Source organism: Streptomyces sp. NPDC041970 (genome assembly GCF_055588985.1).
In genome coordinates this window covers 25,816-41,378 of record NZ_JBVJCD010000006.1, presented here as the reverse complement: position 1 = coordinate 41,378, position 15,563 = coordinate 25,816, and the positions used below count along the sequence as shown (strand labels likewise).

At 75.0% G+C, this 15,563-nt stretch carries 10 protein-coding genes; 4 read left to right on the top strand and 6 right to left on the bottom strand.

The window, feature by feature from the left end; translation table 11 throughout:
- Positions 1–84: 84 nt before the first annotated feature.
- Positions 85–6,111 carry a Pnap_2097 family protein gene (locus ACZ6EJ_RS05440; protein ID WP_469264811.1) on the bottom strand — a complete coding sequence of 2,009 codons (6,027 nt, stop codon included), beginning with the start codon at positions 6,109–6,111 and terminating at the stop codon, positions 85–87.
- Between the two features lie 670 nt (positions 6,112–6,781).
- Between ACZ6EJ_RS05440 and ACZ6EJ_RS05435 the strand changes: the two genes are divergently transcribed.
- From ACZ6EJ_RS05435 to ACZ6EJ_RS05420, 4 genes are all read left to right on the top strand, one after another.
- Positions 6,782–7,495, top strand: coding sequence for a TetR/AcrR family transcriptional regulator (locus tag ACZ6EJ_RS05435; protein WP_469264810.1), 714 nt, complete (start codon positions 6,782–6,784; stop codon positions 7,493–7,495).
- 88 nt (positions 7,496–7,583) lie between these two features.
- Positions 7,584–9,296, top strand: coding sequence for an MFS transporter (locus ACZ6EJ_RS05430; protein WP_469264809.1), 1,713 nt, complete (start codon positions 7,584–7,586; stop codon positions 9,294–9,296).
- Positions 9,293–9,625 (top strand): DUF6204 family protein, encoded by a 333-nt coding sequence (locus ACZ6EJ_RS05425; protein ID WP_469264808.1) that lies wholly within the window; start codon positions 9,293–9,295, stop codon positions 9,623–9,625. The genes ACZ6EJ_RS05430 and ACZ6EJ_RS05425 overlap by 4 nt, the downstream gene beginning before the upstream one ends.
- A 67-nt stretch (positions 9,626–9,692) precedes the next feature.
- Positions 9,693–10,226 carry a DUF2087 domain-containing protein gene (locus tag ACZ6EJ_RS05420; protein WP_469264807.1) on the top strand — a complete coding sequence of 178 codons (534 nt, stop codon included), beginning with the start codon at positions 9,693–9,695 and terminating at the stop codon, positions 10,224–10,226.
- 15 nt (positions 10,227–10,241) lie between these two features.
- Here ACZ6EJ_RS05420 and ACZ6EJ_RS05415 read toward each other — a convergent pair whose 3' ends face one another.
- Genes ACZ6EJ_RS05415 through ACZ6EJ_RS05395 form a run of 5 tightly spaced genes read right to left on the bottom strand, consistent with a single transcriptional unit; the run spans position 10,242 to position 15,496 of the window.
- Positions 10,242–11,612 carry an acyltransferase domain-containing protein gene (locus tag ACZ6EJ_RS05415; protein ID WP_469264806.1) on the bottom strand — a complete coding sequence of 457 codons (1,371 nt, stop codon included), beginning with the start codon at positions 11,610–11,612 and terminating at the stop codon, positions 10,242–10,244.
- Positions 11,609–12,568 carry a class I SAM-dependent methyltransferase gene (locus tag ACZ6EJ_RS05410; RefSeq protein ID WP_469264805.1) on the bottom strand — a complete coding sequence of 320 codons (960 nt, stop codon included), beginning with the start codon at positions 12,566–12,568 and terminating at the stop codon, positions 11,609–11,611. Before ACZ6EJ_RS05410 ends, ACZ6EJ_RS05415 begins: the two co-directional genes overlap by 4 nt.
- Positions 12,565–13,008, bottom strand: coding sequence for an aspartate 1-decarboxylase (gene panD / locus ACZ6EJ_RS05405; protein WP_469264870.1), 444 nt, complete (start codon positions 13,006–13,008; stop codon positions 12,565–12,567). Before panD ends, ACZ6EJ_RS05410 begins: the two co-directional genes overlap by 4 nt.
- A 14-nt stretch (positions 13,009–13,022) precedes the next feature.
- The gene (locus ACZ6EJ_RS05400) at positions 13,023–14,222 is read right to left on the bottom strand and encodes a cytochrome P450 (protein WP_469264804.1); all 1,200 of its coding nucleotides are present in this window, start codon (positions 14,220–14,222) and stop codon (positions 13,023–13,025) included.
- Positions 14,219–15,496, bottom strand: a complete 1,278-nt coding sequence (locus ACZ6EJ_RS05395; protein ID WP_469264803.1) for a cytochrome P450 family protein — start codon at positions 15,494–15,496, stop codon at positions 14,219–14,221. The genes ACZ6EJ_RS05400 and ACZ6EJ_RS05395 overlap by 4 nt, the downstream gene beginning before the upstream one ends.
- Positions 15,497–15,563 lie beyond the last annotated feature (67 nt).

Genomic DNA, 15,563 nt, shown 5'->3' with positions numbered 1-15,563 from the left:
GTGTTCCCTCCCGGGGGTCGGTGGTGCGGCGGGGCGGGCTCGGGCGGCTCCAGGGGCGGCGGGGTGTCACGGGGCGGGCGGGGGTCAGGTCAGGATCAGGTCGAGCCGGGCCGTGCGGGCGGGGGCGGGGGCCGTGGCGGGCGGGTCCCGCCAGAACCGCGCGCGTCGGTAGACGGGCGGGGGCAGCGGGGGCCGGCCGGGTTCGCCGGGCGTGCCGGGCCCCAGGACGACATGGGCGTTGGTGCCGCCGAAGCCGAACGCGCTGACGGCCGCCCGGCTGCCCGGGGGCAGTTCGGTGACCCGCGTGACCGGGAAGAAGGGCGACTGGTCGAACGCGAAGCGGGGGTTGGGCCGGCGGCAGTGCAGGGTGGGCACGAGCAGGCCGTGCCGCAGGGTCTGGACGGCCTTGATGAGCCCGGCCACACCGGCGGCGCTGAGCAGGTGGCCCGTGTTGCTCTTGAGGCTGCCGATGCCGCAGTAGCCGCGGTCGTCGGTGTGGGTCCGGTGCACGGCCGTCAGCGCCTGGAGTTCGATCGGGTCGCCGATCATGGTGCCGGTGCCGTGGGCCTCCACGTATCCGATGGTGCGGGCGTCGATCCCGGCGCGGTCCAGCACTCCGGAGACCAGCAGCCGCTGGGCGCGGCCGCTGGGCGTGGTGTGCCCCATGGTCCGGCCGTCGTTGTTGACGCCGGACGCCTCGATCACCGCGAGCACCCGGTCGCCGTCGCGGTGGGCGTCGTCGAGGCGTTTGAGGAGGACCATCCCGGCGCCCTCGCCCGGTACGAGGCCGTCGGCGGACTCGTCGAAGGCGCGGCACCGGCCGCTGGGCGACAGGGCCCGGCCCGCGGTGAGCATGAGGTAGGGCTCCTCGTCGAACAGCAGGTCCACTCCCCCGGCCAGCGCCATGGACGTCTCGCCGCAGGCGAGGCTCTGCGCCGCGAGGTGGAGGGTCACCAGGGAGGACGAACAGGCGCTGTCGACCACGAGGTTGGGGCCCGTCACGTCGAGGAAGTGCGAGATGTGCGCGGCGACGAAGTTCTGGTTGACGCCCGCGAGGTACGGCCGGGCCGGCGGCTGCAGATGGGCGCGGTGGTTCCCGGTGCGGGTCCCGACGAAGACCCCGACGGGCCTGCCCCGCACCTCGTCCTCGTGGTAGCCGGCGTCCCGCAGGCACTCCACGGACACCTCCAGCGCCTTGCGCGCCAACGGGTCCAGGTGGCGGGCCTGCTCCTCGTCGAAGCCGAAGAACTCCGGGTCGAACAGGGCGGCGTCGTCCAGGAATCCGCCCCATCTGCTCTGGCTGCGTCCCGGACCGCCGTCCGGGTCGTAGAGGGCGCCGACGTCCCAGCGGTCGGCCGGCACCTCGGTGACCAGGTCGCGCCCGGCCAGCAGGTTCTGCCACAACTGCCCGGCGTCGGCCGCGCCCGGCAGCCGGCAGCCGATGCCGATCACGGCGATGGGCGTGGGCCCGCGGTCCGGGGCCGCCTGCGGGGCGGCGGCGGTCGCCGTGCGGGCGTCCGGCCGGGGCGCGGGGGCCTCCGGGTCGCCGTCCGGACCGGTGGTCCGCCGGTCGGCGGGGGGCGGTGGGGGTGCGGAGGGCTCCGCCGGTGCGGCGAGCGCCGCGGCGAGAGCGGCCAGGGTGGGTTGTTCCTGGAGGAGGCTCGGGTCGACCGCGCGGTCGAGTTCGGCCTCCAGCTCCCGGACGAGTTCGACCATCAGGAGGGAGTCCACTCCGATGTCGCCGAGAACGGTGCCGGGCCCCAGCAGGGCCGGCTCGACGCGGGTCGTCCGGGCCACCAGGTCGATGAGCCGGTCGAGGTCCACCGGCGCGCCGGCCGGCGCGGGGCGGGGCGTGGAGTCGGCCGCCGCTCGGCGGGCGGGCGGCGGTCGGGGCGGCTCGGGGGCGAGGAGCAGTTCGTCCGTCCGCGGAGGGACGCCGTCCGCGCGGCGGGGCAGGAGCACGGGCGTGCCGGGCACGCGCAGAGCGAGGTCGAGCAGGTCCAGGGCGTCGTCCGCGTCGAGGTCGGGGAGGCCCAGCGCGCCGCCCGCGCTGGTGCGGTCGAGGCCCATCCCCACGCCCCGCCACAGCGGCCAGCGCACGGAGCGGACCACGCGGCCCCCGTCCCCGTCGTGGGCGGCGGCGAAGTCGTCGAGGGCGGTGTTGGCGGCCGCGTAGTCGAGGTGGCCGGCGGCGAGCCGGGGGACGGCTCCGGCCACCGAGGAGAACAGCACCAGCAGGCGCGGCGGTTCGCTGCCGAAGGCCGACCACAGGACGTGGAGGGCGTCGGTCTTGGGGCGCAGCACCCGAGCGATGTCGGCCGCCGAGCGGGCGAGGAAGGACGTGGGCGGGTCCATGACCCCCGCGCAGTGGAACACGGCGTCGATGCTCCCGGCCTCCTTCCTGACCCGGCCGATCAGCCGGCGCAGGGAGGTCACCTCGTCGAGCGCGTGGGTCCGGACGGTGAGGGTGACGCCCCGTTCGACCAGGGCGAGCAGGGCCGTGAGCCGCTGCCGCAGGGCCCGGTCGGCGCCGGGGGCGGCGGCGAGGGTGGCCCACTGGTTGCGCACCGGCATCCGGGAGCGGCCGACGAGCACGATGTGCCGGGCCCCGCGGTCGGCCAGCCGGGCCGCCAGGCGCAGGCCGATGCCGCCGAGGCCGCCCGTGATCAGCACCGCGCCCCGGCCCAGGCCGGCGAGCGGGTCGTCGGTGGTGGGGGCGGGCGCGCGGGCGGCCACCGCGCGGCGGCGGCGGGCGCCGTCGTAGCGGATCTCCGTCTCGCGGTCGGAGGCGGCCGTCTCGGCGCGGACGGCGGCGGCCAGGTCGCCGGCCGTGCCGTCGACCCGCACGGTCCGCCCGTGGAGCGCGGGGAACTCCCCGGACAGGGACCGGTAGAAGCCGGCGACCGCGGAGCGCTCGGGGCCGCTGACGTGCACGCAGCGCAGGCCGGTACGGGGGTTGGCGGCGAGCACCCGTTGCAGCAGGGCGATCCGTTCGGCGGTCCGGGCGCCGGGCGCGGACCGGTCGACCAGGTCGACGATCCCGGCCAGGCCGTTCACCTCGGGCGCGGGGTCTCCGGGAACGTGGGGGACGGCGTGTCGGCCGAGCACGGCACGGGCGAGCGCGGGGTCGGTGGCGACCACCAGGAACCGGCCGTCCGCGGTTCCGTCCGGGGCGGGCGCGTCCTCCCAGGCCGTGGTGAGGAAGTCGGCGGCGGGAGCGGGCACGGGGTCGGGGGCGGCCCAGTGCTGGTCGCGGCTGAACGGGTAGGTCGGCAGGGAGACCGGCGGGGGCTGGGGCGCCGCGGGGTGGGCGGCCGCCGCCGGCGGCTCGGGGGGACCGGCCGGTTCCGGCGGGGCCGCCGCCGGTCCGCCGTCGAGCACCGAGGAGAGCCCCGCGGCCAACTCGTCCAGGTCCGCCGCCCGCACGGCGACGCGGTGCGCGAGGGCGGCGCGGCCGGTCCGCAGGGTCCGGGCGATCGAGGCCAGCGGCGGGGGGTCGGGCGAGCGGACCACGTCCAGCAGGTCGGCCACGGCCTGCCGCAGGGCCTGCGGGGTGCGGGCGGAGAGGGGCACGGTCAGGGGGCCGGGCGGGGGCTCGTCCGGCGCCCGGACCGGCGGGGGCTCCTCCAGGACGACGTGCGCGTTGGTGCCGCCCATACCGAAGGAGCTGACGCCCGCCCGGCGCGGGCCGCCGCCCGCGGGCGGTTCCCAGGCGGCGCGTCGGAGTTGGAGCCGCAGGGGGCTGCCCTCGGTCCTGATCATCCGGTTGGGCCGGCGCACGTTGCGGCCGGCGGGCAGGGTGCGGTGGCGCAGGGCCAGGATCACCTTGATCATTCCGGCGACGCCGGCGGCCGCCTCCAGGTGGCCGATGCTGGTCTTGACCGATCCGACGCCGCAGTGCGGTTCCTCCGGCGGCGGGTGCCCCCAGCTCTCGTACAGCCGGCGGAAGGCCGTGACCATGCCGGATACCTCGATCGGGTCGCCCAGGCGGGTGCCGGTGCCGTGGGCCTCCAGATAGCCGACGGTCGCCGGGTCGATCCCGGCCTCGGTGTACGCGGCGACCAGCAGGTCGGCCTGGGCGTCCGGGTTGGGCGCGGTGAACGAGCGTGCGCGGCCCCCGTGGTTGACGGCCGCGCCGCGGATCACCGCGTGCACCCGGTCCCCGTCGGCCAGCGCCCGGTCCAGCGGTTTGAGCAGCAGCGCGCAGACGCCCTCGCCCCGGACGTAGCCGTCGGCGTCGTCGTCGAAGGTGTGGCAGCGGCCGCGCGGGCTGAGGACGCCGGTGCGGTGGTAGGCCCGGTGGCGGGCGGGGTCGCACAGGACGTTCACCCCGCCGGCGAAGGCCAGTTCGCACGCGTCGGCGCGCAGCGCCGCGACGGCCTGGGCGACGGCCACCAGGGAGGAGGAGCACAGGGTGTCGACGGCGACGCTGGGTCCGCGCAGCCCGAGGGCGTAGGACACCCGGTTGGCCACCAGGGACGGGGAGACCGCCACGCTCAGGTGCGGCTCGTCGGCGTCGGCGTGCTCGGCGAGGACGGCGGCGTAGTCGGAGTGGCACACGCCCGCGTAGACGCCCGTGCGGGTGCCGGCCAGGGATGTCGGGTCCACCCCCGCGTCCTCGGCGGTGGCCCAGGCGACCTCCAGGAGGAGTCGCTGCTGAGGGTCCATCAGGGCGGCCTCGCGCGGGCTGACGGAGAAGAAGTCGTGGTCGAACCGGCGGATGTCGTCGAGCAGCGCCGCCCTGGGGACCGGTCCGGGGTGGGCGGCGGTGTCCCAGCGGTCCTGCGGGATGTCGCGGACGGCGTCCTCGTCGCGGCCGAGCAGGTCCCACAGGTCGTCGACCCCCGGAGCGCCGGGGAACCGGCCCGCCATGCCGATGACCGCGATGGGCGCGTCCGCGCGGGACGGCGGGGCGGGGCGGGGCGGCGGCGACGCGCCGGAGGCCGGGGGCCCGGCGGCCGCCCGCGCCCCGCGCACCACCTCCGCCATCGCGGCGACGGTGAACGACTGGAACATCGCGCCGGGGTCGATCTCCAGCCCGAACTCCTCCCCGGCCCGGACGACGGCCTCCGACAGCGAGAGGCTGTCCAGTCCGCGCGGGCGCAGGTCGTCGTCGGGGCCCAGTGATCCGGCCGGTTCCTCGAGGACGCTCTCGAACAGCGTCAGGAGCCGTGGTACGAGGTCGTCGGGGAGCGGCGGACGCGCCGGCGGGGCGGGGAGCCGGGCCGGGCCCGGTCCGGGCGTCGAAGGCCGGGCGGCCGGGACCCGCTCCCGGCCGAGGGCGGCGAAGGCGGCGGGGCGGAGGAGGCGTTTGACGGTGGTGAGGCGGGCCAGGGGCCTGCCGTCGCGTTCCCGCAGCAGGAACGAGGTCAGGGTGACGCGGTCGTCCGCTTCCCGGCGGCACGCGTCCAGGCGGTAGCGGACCGCGTCGTCGAGGTCGCAGTTGCCGAGGTAGACGATGTCCCGGCTGAGGGTGACCGCGTCGACGGCCCATTCCGCGTCGGGCGCGAGCGACTGCGCGTAGCGGCGTTCCGCCCGGTCGTTGATGTGCGGGTACGAGGCGAAGTACAGCAGTCCGGCCGCGTTCACGTCCGCGAAGGGGTTGAGCTCGCACGTCTCCCCGTACAGCCCCGGCCCCTCGGGCACGGGCACGGCCCCGGCGCGGGAGTCGCGGTGGAAGGCGAGGTGCCCGGCGGTGGGCGGCGACGCCGGGGCGGGGCCCTGGTGGTGCGGGGCGCCGGGGGTGAGCCAGTTCCCGGCGCCGCGGCGGACGAAGACGGAGAGCAGCCGGACGTCCACGTGCGCGCCCGCCGTGGCGAACCGGACGTCACCGGCGAAGGCGTGGTCGTCGATCCTGGTCAGCGCTCCGGCCAACTCCCCCTCGTCGTGCTCCTCGAAGGACCGCAGGGAGTCGGAGGCGGTGAGCCGGACGCGGACGAAGGCGGGCAGCAACCGGGTGCCGTCGGCGGCGGCGAGTCGGGCCACGGGGCGTTGGAAGTGCTCGCCGAGGAGCGACCAGTGGAGGTCGCCGGCCTCGCGCAGCAACCAGTTCTCGGACAGGCCGCCGACGGAGAGCGTGGGCAGCCCCAGGACGACGGGCCGGTTCAGCATCCGGGCGTCCCCCCTGGGGCGGCGGGGCCGCGCCTGCCGCCGTCCGGGCGCACCCGTGGCGAACGCCGGAACCGCGTCATCACGTCCTCCTCGCGTGCCCTGTCGTCGCATCCGGGCGGAGTCCGGTGATCTCCGCCGGTCGTGCACGTACTTGAAGGAATTGTGGTCGCGCGGCGGGATTCCCCTGCCGCGGAGCGAAATGCGCTCCGGCACGCACAGCACACTGGTCGATCACCAGCGCGACCGCAAGACAGCAATGCGTTTTTGACGAGAACGACGACAACACAGAACCCTCGCTCCCGTCCAGGGCCGCCCGCTCTGTGCACGTGGGGCGGCCGGAGGCGGGCGGCGGGGACCGGCCAGGGCGTCGGCGGAACTGTCCGGAACTATTCGCGCGGGCTGCTGGAAATCGAATACCCCCCTTCGCCATAAACACTGGAGCGCTCACGAGCGGCGGAAAGCGCGATCATGCACCGGGACCGCGCCGCCGATTGCCGGGAGAAGCGCCGCGCGCCGCCAGAAGTAAAAGAAACGCAATATCTCACGGCTCCGGAAAAGGGCCTTCCCCGCGCGATCGGAGGGGCGGAGGCGAGCGCGCCGCGGCGCCCCGCGCGGGCGGTGCGGGGCGCGGCTCCGGGCCGGGCCGACCCGTTTCGGATACACCCTCCCATTGGGATACAGTCTCGTATCCGAACGACTCGTCAAGGGGGCGATCTTCATGGCCAAGCGGCTCAGCCGGCAGGAGAGCCGGGAACTGACCCGTGAGCGGTTGCTGGAGTCGGCGGCCGAGCTCTTCGCCCAGCAGGGCGTCAGCGGCACGTCGGTCGAGCAGATCGTCGAGGGTGCCGGGTACACCCGCGGCGCGTTCTACGGCAACTTCGACGGCAAGCACGAACTCGTCCTGGCCCTGCTGGAGAAGCGCACCCAGCACGAACTGGAGGAGTTGCAGGCGATGACCCTGCGGGCCGGGACCTTCGACGAACTCCTCGGGCGCCTGCGCTCCTGGCATCGGCGGCGCGACGAGAACCTGGTGAGCTGGCTCGCCCTGCGCACCGAACTCTGGCTGTACGGGCTGCGCGACCCGGAGCTGCTGCCGGTGCTGGCCGAGCGGGAACGCCGCTCGCGGGCGGCCCTCGCCCAGGGGCTGGCCGAGGGCTTCGCCGCGCGGGGGGTGGCTCCGCCGGCCCCGGTGGAGCTGCTGGGTTTGATCGTCCACGCGCTGGACGACGGACTGTCCGTGCAACGCGTGCTGGCCCCGGACGACAGCACCCAGGACACGCTCGTGGACGTGGTGGAGCTGCTGATGAAGTCGTGGGCCGCCCTGGCCCAGAGCACCCCGCCCGCGGCGGAGGCCGACGCCTCCGCCGGGGAGCCCGCGCGATGACCGCCGCCGCGGCGCAGACCCGCCGCCCCTCCCGCGCCAGGCCGGCCACGGCCCGGCGCGCCTTATCAGAGAACCTGGAGAACCCGTCATGAGCAAGGCAGGACAGACGGACCGTCCGGCGTCCGCCGGACCGCCCGTCGTCCCCGACGCACCGCCCGCGCCGCACCCGAAACGGTGGCTCGCGCTGGGCGTCCTGCTGGTCGCCACCTTCATGGACCTGCTCGACGCCAACATCATCACGGTGGCGATCCCCAGCATCCAGCAGGATCTGGGCGCGTCCGCCGTCGCCATCCAGGCGATGACGGCCGGCTACACGCTGAGCTTCGCGGTCCTGCTGATCACCGGCGGCCGACTCGGCGACATCTTCGGCCGCAAGCGGATGTTCCTCGTCGGCGTCGGCGCGTTCATCGTCGCCTCCGCCCTGTGCGCCGCGGCGCCGAGCACCGAGCTGCTGGTCGTCGCGCGCGTGCTGCAGGGCCTCGCGGCCGCGGTCATGGTGCCGCAGGTGCTGGCGATCATCCACGTCAGCTTCGCTCCGCAGGAGATCGGACGGGTCGTCAGCCTGTACGCGAGCATGATCGGCCTGGCCATCGTCTCCGGCCCGCTCCTCGGTGGCGCGCTGGTCGAGTGGAGCCCTCTGGACCTCGGCTGGCGCAGCATCTTCGTGGTCAACCTGCCGGTGGGCGTGGCGGCCCTGATCGGCGCGTGGAAGTGGATGCAGGAGTCCAGCTCCCCGCACGCCAAGCGGCTGGACATCGGCGGCATGACGCTGGTGATCGCCGGGCTGCTGCTGCTCATGCTGCCCCTGACGCTCGGCCGTGAACTCGACTGGCCGCTCTGGAGCATCGCCTCCCTCGCCCTCGCGCTCCCCGTCCTGGCCCTGTTCGTGGCGTACGAACGCGTCAAGACCCGCAAGGACGGCTCACCGCTGGTGACCCTGTCCCTGTTCAAGGTCCGCGCGTTCGGCGCGGGCATCGGCGTGCAACTGCTCTTCAGCGCCATCCCGGCGGGCTTCTTCCTCAGTTGGACGCTGTACCTCCAGGGGGGCCTGGGCTGGTCCGCGCTGCACACCGGTCTGACCGCGATCCCGTTCTCGCTCTGCGTCCCGATCGTCGGCGGCCTCGCCGTGCGCAAGCTCTCCCCCGCCTACGGCCGGTACTGCCTGCTGGCCGGTGCGCTGATGATGCTGGCGGGCATCGCCTCGTACGCCTGGGCGGCCCAGGCGGCGGGCACGGACATCACCTCGTGGCACGCCGTCCCGTCGATGCTGCTGCTCGGCTCCGGCATGGGCCTGCTGATGCCCCCGCTGACCGCGCTGGTGCTCAGGGAGGTCCAGCCGCAGGAGGCCGGCGCCGCCTCGGGCATCATCAACGCGACCGGGCAGCTCGGCGCCGCCCTCGGCGTGGCGGTCATCGGCGGTCTGTTCTTCTCCGCGCTGGCCGGCAACGTCGCCTCCCAGGCCGACCAGGTCGTACGGGCCTCCCAGGTGGCGCCGGAGCAGCGGGCCGCGGTGCGGACCTGTGCGACGGACGCGCTCAGCCAGGACGACCTGGCCGAGGTGCCGGGCAGTTGCGCCGCGCTCGTCCGGGAGACCGGGCCCGGCGGCCGGGACACCGTCACGGCCGCGCTCGACGAGATCCGGGGCCGGACGTTCGTCTCCGCGTACGGCGAGGCGCTGTACTGGACGGCCGGGGCCCTCGTCCCGGTCGCGGGGCTGCTGTTCCTGCTGCCGCACCACCGGGTACGACGGGAGGGGGCCACGGCGGTCCCCCAGCAAGCACGATCGGAGAGCCAGTCATGAGCGGCAGGACCTACCAGGTCATGACCCACGGCAAGTTCGCGCCCCTCGACGACGGGCAGCGCGCGGCGCTGCGCGCCCGTGCCGGGCAGCACGACGTGTTCAGCGCGCGGTTCACCGAGGAGGGCACGGTCACGTACGAGCCCGCCCTGGCGGGGTTCACCTTCCGGGTGCTGATCCCCGCGACCGACGAGGACACCGAGTCGCTGGTCCTCAGGAAGGCCGAGGAGCTGGCCGCGGCCGCCGTGCGGGAGCTGGGCGCGGACTGCCGCGACCTGCGCTCGGTCTCGACCGACCTCACCGCCATCAAGATCCGACGGAAGGGACGCTGATCCCTCGGCCACGGTCCGCCCGGCGCGAGGCGCGGGGCGGACCACCGGAAAGGACGCGAACACGACGATGACACCCGACGAACTCACTCTCCTGCTGTCCGAGCCGCCTGTCCGCCGCGTGTTCTGCGCGGTGGCCCTGGGGGCGTCCACCTCCTCCGAGATCCTGGCCGCCTCCGGGCTCGGCGCGCCGGAGGCCGCTCCGGTCATCGGACGGCTGACGCGGGCCGGGCTCCTCGTCCCCGAGGGGCGCGGCCGACTGGTCCTCGCCGAGGACACGCTCAAGGAGGCGGCGGACGCCGCCGCCCTCCGCCGGGACGAGCAGGCCGCGGCGGAGCAGCCCGATCCCGCGCTGCGCGGCTTCGTCCGCGGCGGCGTCCTCGTGGAACTGCCCACGGACCGGGCGGCCCGCCTCACGGTGCTGCGGCACGTGGCCGGGGCCGCGTTGGAGCCCGGCGCCGCGTACGACGAGCGGGCCGTGACGGACCGGCTCCGCCCGTGGTCCGAGGGCGGTGCGCTGGACGTCGTATCCCTGCGGCGGACACTGGTCGACCTGGGCCTGTTGGACCGGGCGTCCGGGCAGTACCGGCTCGCCGCGGCCTGACCGCCCGGACCCGCGTCACCGCCCGGCCTCCGCGGGGGCCGGGCGGGGCAGCCGTACGGCGTCGAGCACCGCGGCCTGGTACGGGGTCAGGCCCCGCTGCCGGGCCGCGGGCGCGGACAGGGCCGCCCAGTCCGGGTCGCGGCCGCAGGTGTACAGCGCGCCGAGCGAGGAGAGCATCGACCGGCGCTCCGACCGGCGCCGGCCCGAGGGCAGCACCCAGCCCTGCCGCTCGCCGTGTTCGAGCGTCTGCCGCACCGGACTGAGCAGCACGGGGTGGGTGCTGACCTCCACGAAGACCTCGTGCCCGGCCGCGTGGAGGTTCTCCACCGCGCCGGAGAACCGCACCGGCTCGCGGAGGTTGCGCATCCAGTACGCCGCGGAGAGGTCCGTGCCGGACACGGGTTCGGCCGTCACCGTGGAGTACATCGGCAGTCGGGCGGGCGAGGGCCGCAGGCCGCCGAGGGCGGCCCGCACGTCCTCGCGCAACTCCTCGACGTAGGGGCTGTGCGAGGCGACGGTGCCCTGGATCACCCGGCAGTAGACGTCCCGCCGCTCCAGTTCCTCCACGAGCCGGGCCAGCGAGGCGGCGTCGCCCGCGAGGACGGTGGAGCGGGGGCTGTTCTCCCCGGCCACGCTGACGGTCACGCCCCCGGCCTCCGCCGCGGCGCGCGCCTCGGCGGGTGAGAGCTCCACCGTGGCCAGCGCGCCCTTGCCGGTGATCCGGCGCAGGAGGGCGCTGCGCCGGCACGCGACCGTCAGCGCCTGGCGGGTTGTCAGGGCCCCGGCGGTGTGGGCGGCGGCGATCTCCCCCATGCTGTGCCCGACCACGGCGTCGGGACGCACGCCCCAACTGCGCCAGAGCGCTGTGAGGGCGATCTGCAGGGACACCATCGTCGGCTGGAGGACGTCCAGTTCGCCGAGCCGGGTCCGGTCGGCCGCCAGGTGCAGTTGCTCCACGGGCGAGAAACCGGCGAACCCGCGCACCAGTCGGTCGCAGTGGTGCAGCGCGGCGGCGAACACCGGCTCCGCGGCGCTCAGTTCACGACCCATGCCGTGCCACTGGGCGCCCTGCCCGGCGAACACGAACACCAGGCGGGGGCGTCGGGCCGTGACCGCCGCGGGGACGCGTTCCGTCTGCCCGGCGCACTCCTGCGCGAGCCGTTCGGCCAGCTCGGCGTACGACGCGACGGCGAAGGCGGCCCGGTGGGCGCCGGCGGCGGCCGTCGCGGCGTCGTGGCAGTAGCGGGGCAGCGGGGGCAGGGGCCCGCCGGAGCGGATGCGCTCCAGGTGGCCCGCGAGCAGGGCCCGCAGGCCGCCCTCGGTGTCGGCGGCGGCGGCGAACAGCCGGGTGGCGGGCTCGCCCTCGGGGCCGGGGCGGGGCGTCATCGGCGGACGGCGATCTGGTGGCGGTAGCTCTCCATCGGCAGTCCGCTCATCCACGGCACGACGCCGAGCCTGCTCAGCGCCCTGATCACGGGGGGCGGCCGGTAGCTGGCGAACATGCCGCCGAACATCAGGATCTGGCCGTGCGCGGCGATCTGGCGCATCAGCGGGTTCATCCGCTGCCTGGCGAGCATGGACCGGAAGTGGCTGTCCGGGGCCATCCTGCGCCGGACCGCCGCGCGGACCCGCGGGGAGAGGTCGTGGTCGGTGATCCACTCCAGGTGGTCGACCGTGGCGGCCGCCTGCCGCATGGCCGCCAGCCGCTGCCGGGTGAAGACGTCGATGTGGCTCAGGTAGCCGCCGGGACGCAGCACGCGGGCCGCCTCGCGCAGGAAGGCGCGGAGGTCGGGGTAGGTGTGCGAGCTCTCGATGTTGACCAGGACGTCGACCGAGCCGTCCTCGAAGGGGAGGTCCTCGGCGTCGCCCTGGACGAAGCGCAGCGCCTCCCCCCGGGCCAGGGTGGCCGTGGCGCGTGCGACGGCCTTGGGCGACAGGTCGAGGCCGGTCATCCGGGCCTCCGGGAGGAGTCTGGACAGGAAGTTCAGGCCCTCCCCCATGCCGCAGCCGACCTCCAGGATCTCCCGGCCCGCCGGGCCGTCGAGGCCGGAGGGGAGGTCCCGCAGGGCCAGGAAGTACAGTTGCTCGCTGAATCCGTCGGTCCAGGGTTCGCCGAAGCCGGGGGCCCGCGCCCGGATCTCCTCGGCCAGGGCGGCGTCGTACATGCCCCAGTTCCACAGGGCGCCCTTGTCGGACAGGGCTGCCGCCATGTCGTAGATGGCGGAGCTGGCCGTCTTCATGCGGTCGGCCTTCTCCGCGCCGTGCGGGGTGTCGGCCCCGTCCAGGTTGAGGTCGGCGAGGCCGCTGGTGAAGGCGGTCATGACGTCGGGGGTGGAGCTCATCGGGGTCTCCGATCGGCGGGCGGGGTCGGGCCGGCGGCGTCGCCGCGCAACAGGCCGAAGCCGGCGGGCGCGTCGGCGGGGTCGGAGCCGATCCGGAGGGGGCGGTTGTCCGCGTCGACGAACACGACGCGGGGCTCGAACGTCCGGGCGCGCTCCTCGCTCATGGCGGCGTAGGAGATGATGATCACGAGGTCGCCGGGGCTGATCAGCCGGGCGGCGGCCCCGTTGACGCCGATGGTTCCGCTGCCGGCCTCCCCCTCGATGACGTACGTGCTCAGCCGGGCGCCGTTGTCGATGTCGACGACGTCGACCTTCTCGCCGGGCAGCAGGTCGGCGGCGGCCATCAGCGTGGCGTCGACGGTGAGGGAGCCGACGTAGTGCAGGTCGGCCTGGGTCACCGTCGCCCGGTGGATCTTGGACTTGAACATCTCCCGGTACACCGCGTCCTCCCCGTTCACCAGGTCACCGGCAGTGCGCGGACGCCGTAGATGATCATGTCGTCGCGGGTGCGGATCTCCTTCGCCGCCACCGCGAGGCGCAGTCCCGGCAGCCGGGTCAGGAGTGTCGTGAAGGCCACGCGCAGTTCGAGGCGGGCGAGCTGCTGCCCGACGCACTGGTGGACGCCGTGTCCGAAGGCCAGGTGCGGCACGGGTGCGCGGGTGACGTCGAGGGTGTCCGGGTCGGGGCAGAGCGCGGGGTCGCGGTTGGCCGCGGCGAGGGAGAGCGAGACCGCGTCACCGGCGGCCAGTCGGTGCCCGTCGAACTCCACGTCCTCGGCGACCGCCCGGATGGAGCCCGCGTGCACGACGGTGAGGTAGCGCAGGAGCTCCTCCACGGCGTTGGGGACCAGCGCCGGTTCGGCGGCGAGCGCGGCGAACTGGTCGGGGTGCTCCAGCAGGGCGTAGGCCCCGAGGGCGATCATGTTGGCGCTGGTGTCGTAGCCGGCGATCAGGAGCACGCTGCCCACGGTGACGAGTTCCGCGTCGGTCAGCTCGCCGTCGGCCACGAGGGCGCCGAGCAGGTCGTCGCTCGGTTCGGACCTCTTGGCCCGGATCAGCCCGGCCAGCAGTCCGCCGACCGCCTGCCATCCGGCGATGGCCTGCTCGGCGCTGGAGTCCACGGTGAACAGGGCCTTGACGGCGTCGGCGAACTCCTCGCGCTGTCCGACGGGTACGCCGAGCAGTTCGCAGATGGTCGAGGCGGCCATCGGTTCGGCGAAGTCCGTCAGCAGGTCGGCGGGGCGTTCCAGGGCGGTCAGCGCGTCGCAGTGCCGTCCCGCCAGCTCGGTCAGCCGCGGTTCGAGCGTCCGGGTGCGGCGGGCGGAGAACCAGGAGGCGACCTTGCGCCGGTAGCGGGTGTGCTCCGGCGGGTCCATGGCGGTGAACATGCCGGGCGCCACCTCGGTGCGGTCGTCGGCCATGGGCAGCGGGATGGGCGAGCGCAGCGCGTCGCCGCGCGAGCTCATCGCCCGGTGCTCCAGCAGCCGGCGGACCTGGTCGTATCCGGTGACCAGCCAGCCCAGGTGGCCGTCCGGGAAGACCATCCGGGCGACGGGGTGCTCGGCGCGCAACCCGGCGAGACGGGCGGAGGGGGCGAACGGGCAGCCGCCCCGCGTCATCGGCAGGCCCTCCACGACGGGCGTGTTCCCGGTCATCGCTCCTGCCCTTCCCGCGTCGGGGCGTCCGGGGTGAGGTGCACCGGGAACCGCTGCATCGCGAGGAGGTAGCGCGGCGCGATCTCCGCCGGGTCGACGGCGGGCCGCACGTCGGGGAACCGCTCGAACAGCGCGGTGAGGGCCACCTCCGCCTCGATCAGGGCGAGGCCGGCGCCCAGGCAGTAGTGCGCGCCGCGGCCGAAGCCCAGGTGCGGGTTGTGCTCGCGGGTGAGGTCGAGCCGGGCCGGTTCCTCGAAGACGGCGGGGTCGCGGTTGGCCGCGGCCAGCACCACCTGGACGGCTTCGCCGGGCCGCACCACCACGCCGCCGATGCGGACGGGCTCGGTGGCGAAGCGCCGGAAGGCGTGCTTCACGGGCGCGGTGTGCCGCACCAGTTCGGCGACCGCCCGCCCGGCGGCGGCCGGATCGTCCTTGAGCAGCTTCACCTGGTCGGGGTGGTCGAACAGGGTGAACGCGCCGAGGGCGACGAGGTTGCGGACGGTCTCGTGGCCGGCCTGGACCAGGACCATCGCCAGGGCCACGAGTTCGTCGTCGGTGAGGCGGTCGCCGTCCTCGGCGTGGACCCGCACCAGTTCGGAGATGAGGTCGTCGCGGGGGGCGGCCTGGCGTGCCGCGACGAGTTCCCTGGTGATCGCGGCCATGCCCCGTACCGCCGGGGCGAACTGCTCGGGGTCGGGGCGCAGCGCCTGGGCGAGCGTCTCGCTCCAGTCGCGCCACTGCTCCCGGTAGCCCTCGTCGACGCCGAGCAGTTCGCAGATGACGATGATGGCCAGCGGATGCGCGTAGTGCGCGATCAGGTCGGGTTCGGGCTGCTCGGCGAGGTCGTCGAGCAGCCCGTGGGCGACGCGGGTGATGGCCGGGGTCAGTGCCCGCATCCGGCGGGCGGACAGGGCGCGGGTGACGAGCCGCCGTACGCGCATGTGGTCGGCGCCGTCCATGGTGAGCAGCGTCGAGTCGAACATGTCGACGATGTCCTCGGGGACGCCCCGGCTGATCATGCTCGCGCGGTGCGAGTCGCCGGGCGGGCGGCTGCGCAGGGTCGGCTCGGCCAGCACGGTCCTGACGTCGTCGTAGGCGGTCGCCACCCAGACGTCGCTGCCGTCGGCGAACTTGCCCCGGCACACCGGCCGGGGTCCGGAGAGCCAGCGTTCGCCCGCCGCCGGGTCGGTGATGAACGCCGGGTCGGACAGGTCGAACTCGCTGAGCGGCTCGTCCGGTCCGGTGGGCGGCTCCGCGGAGGAGATGTCGGTCATGTCGGGCAGCCTCGCTTCTCTGCACGGTGTCGTGTTCCCGCTCCGGTCGCGGGAGGGGTTCCGGTCG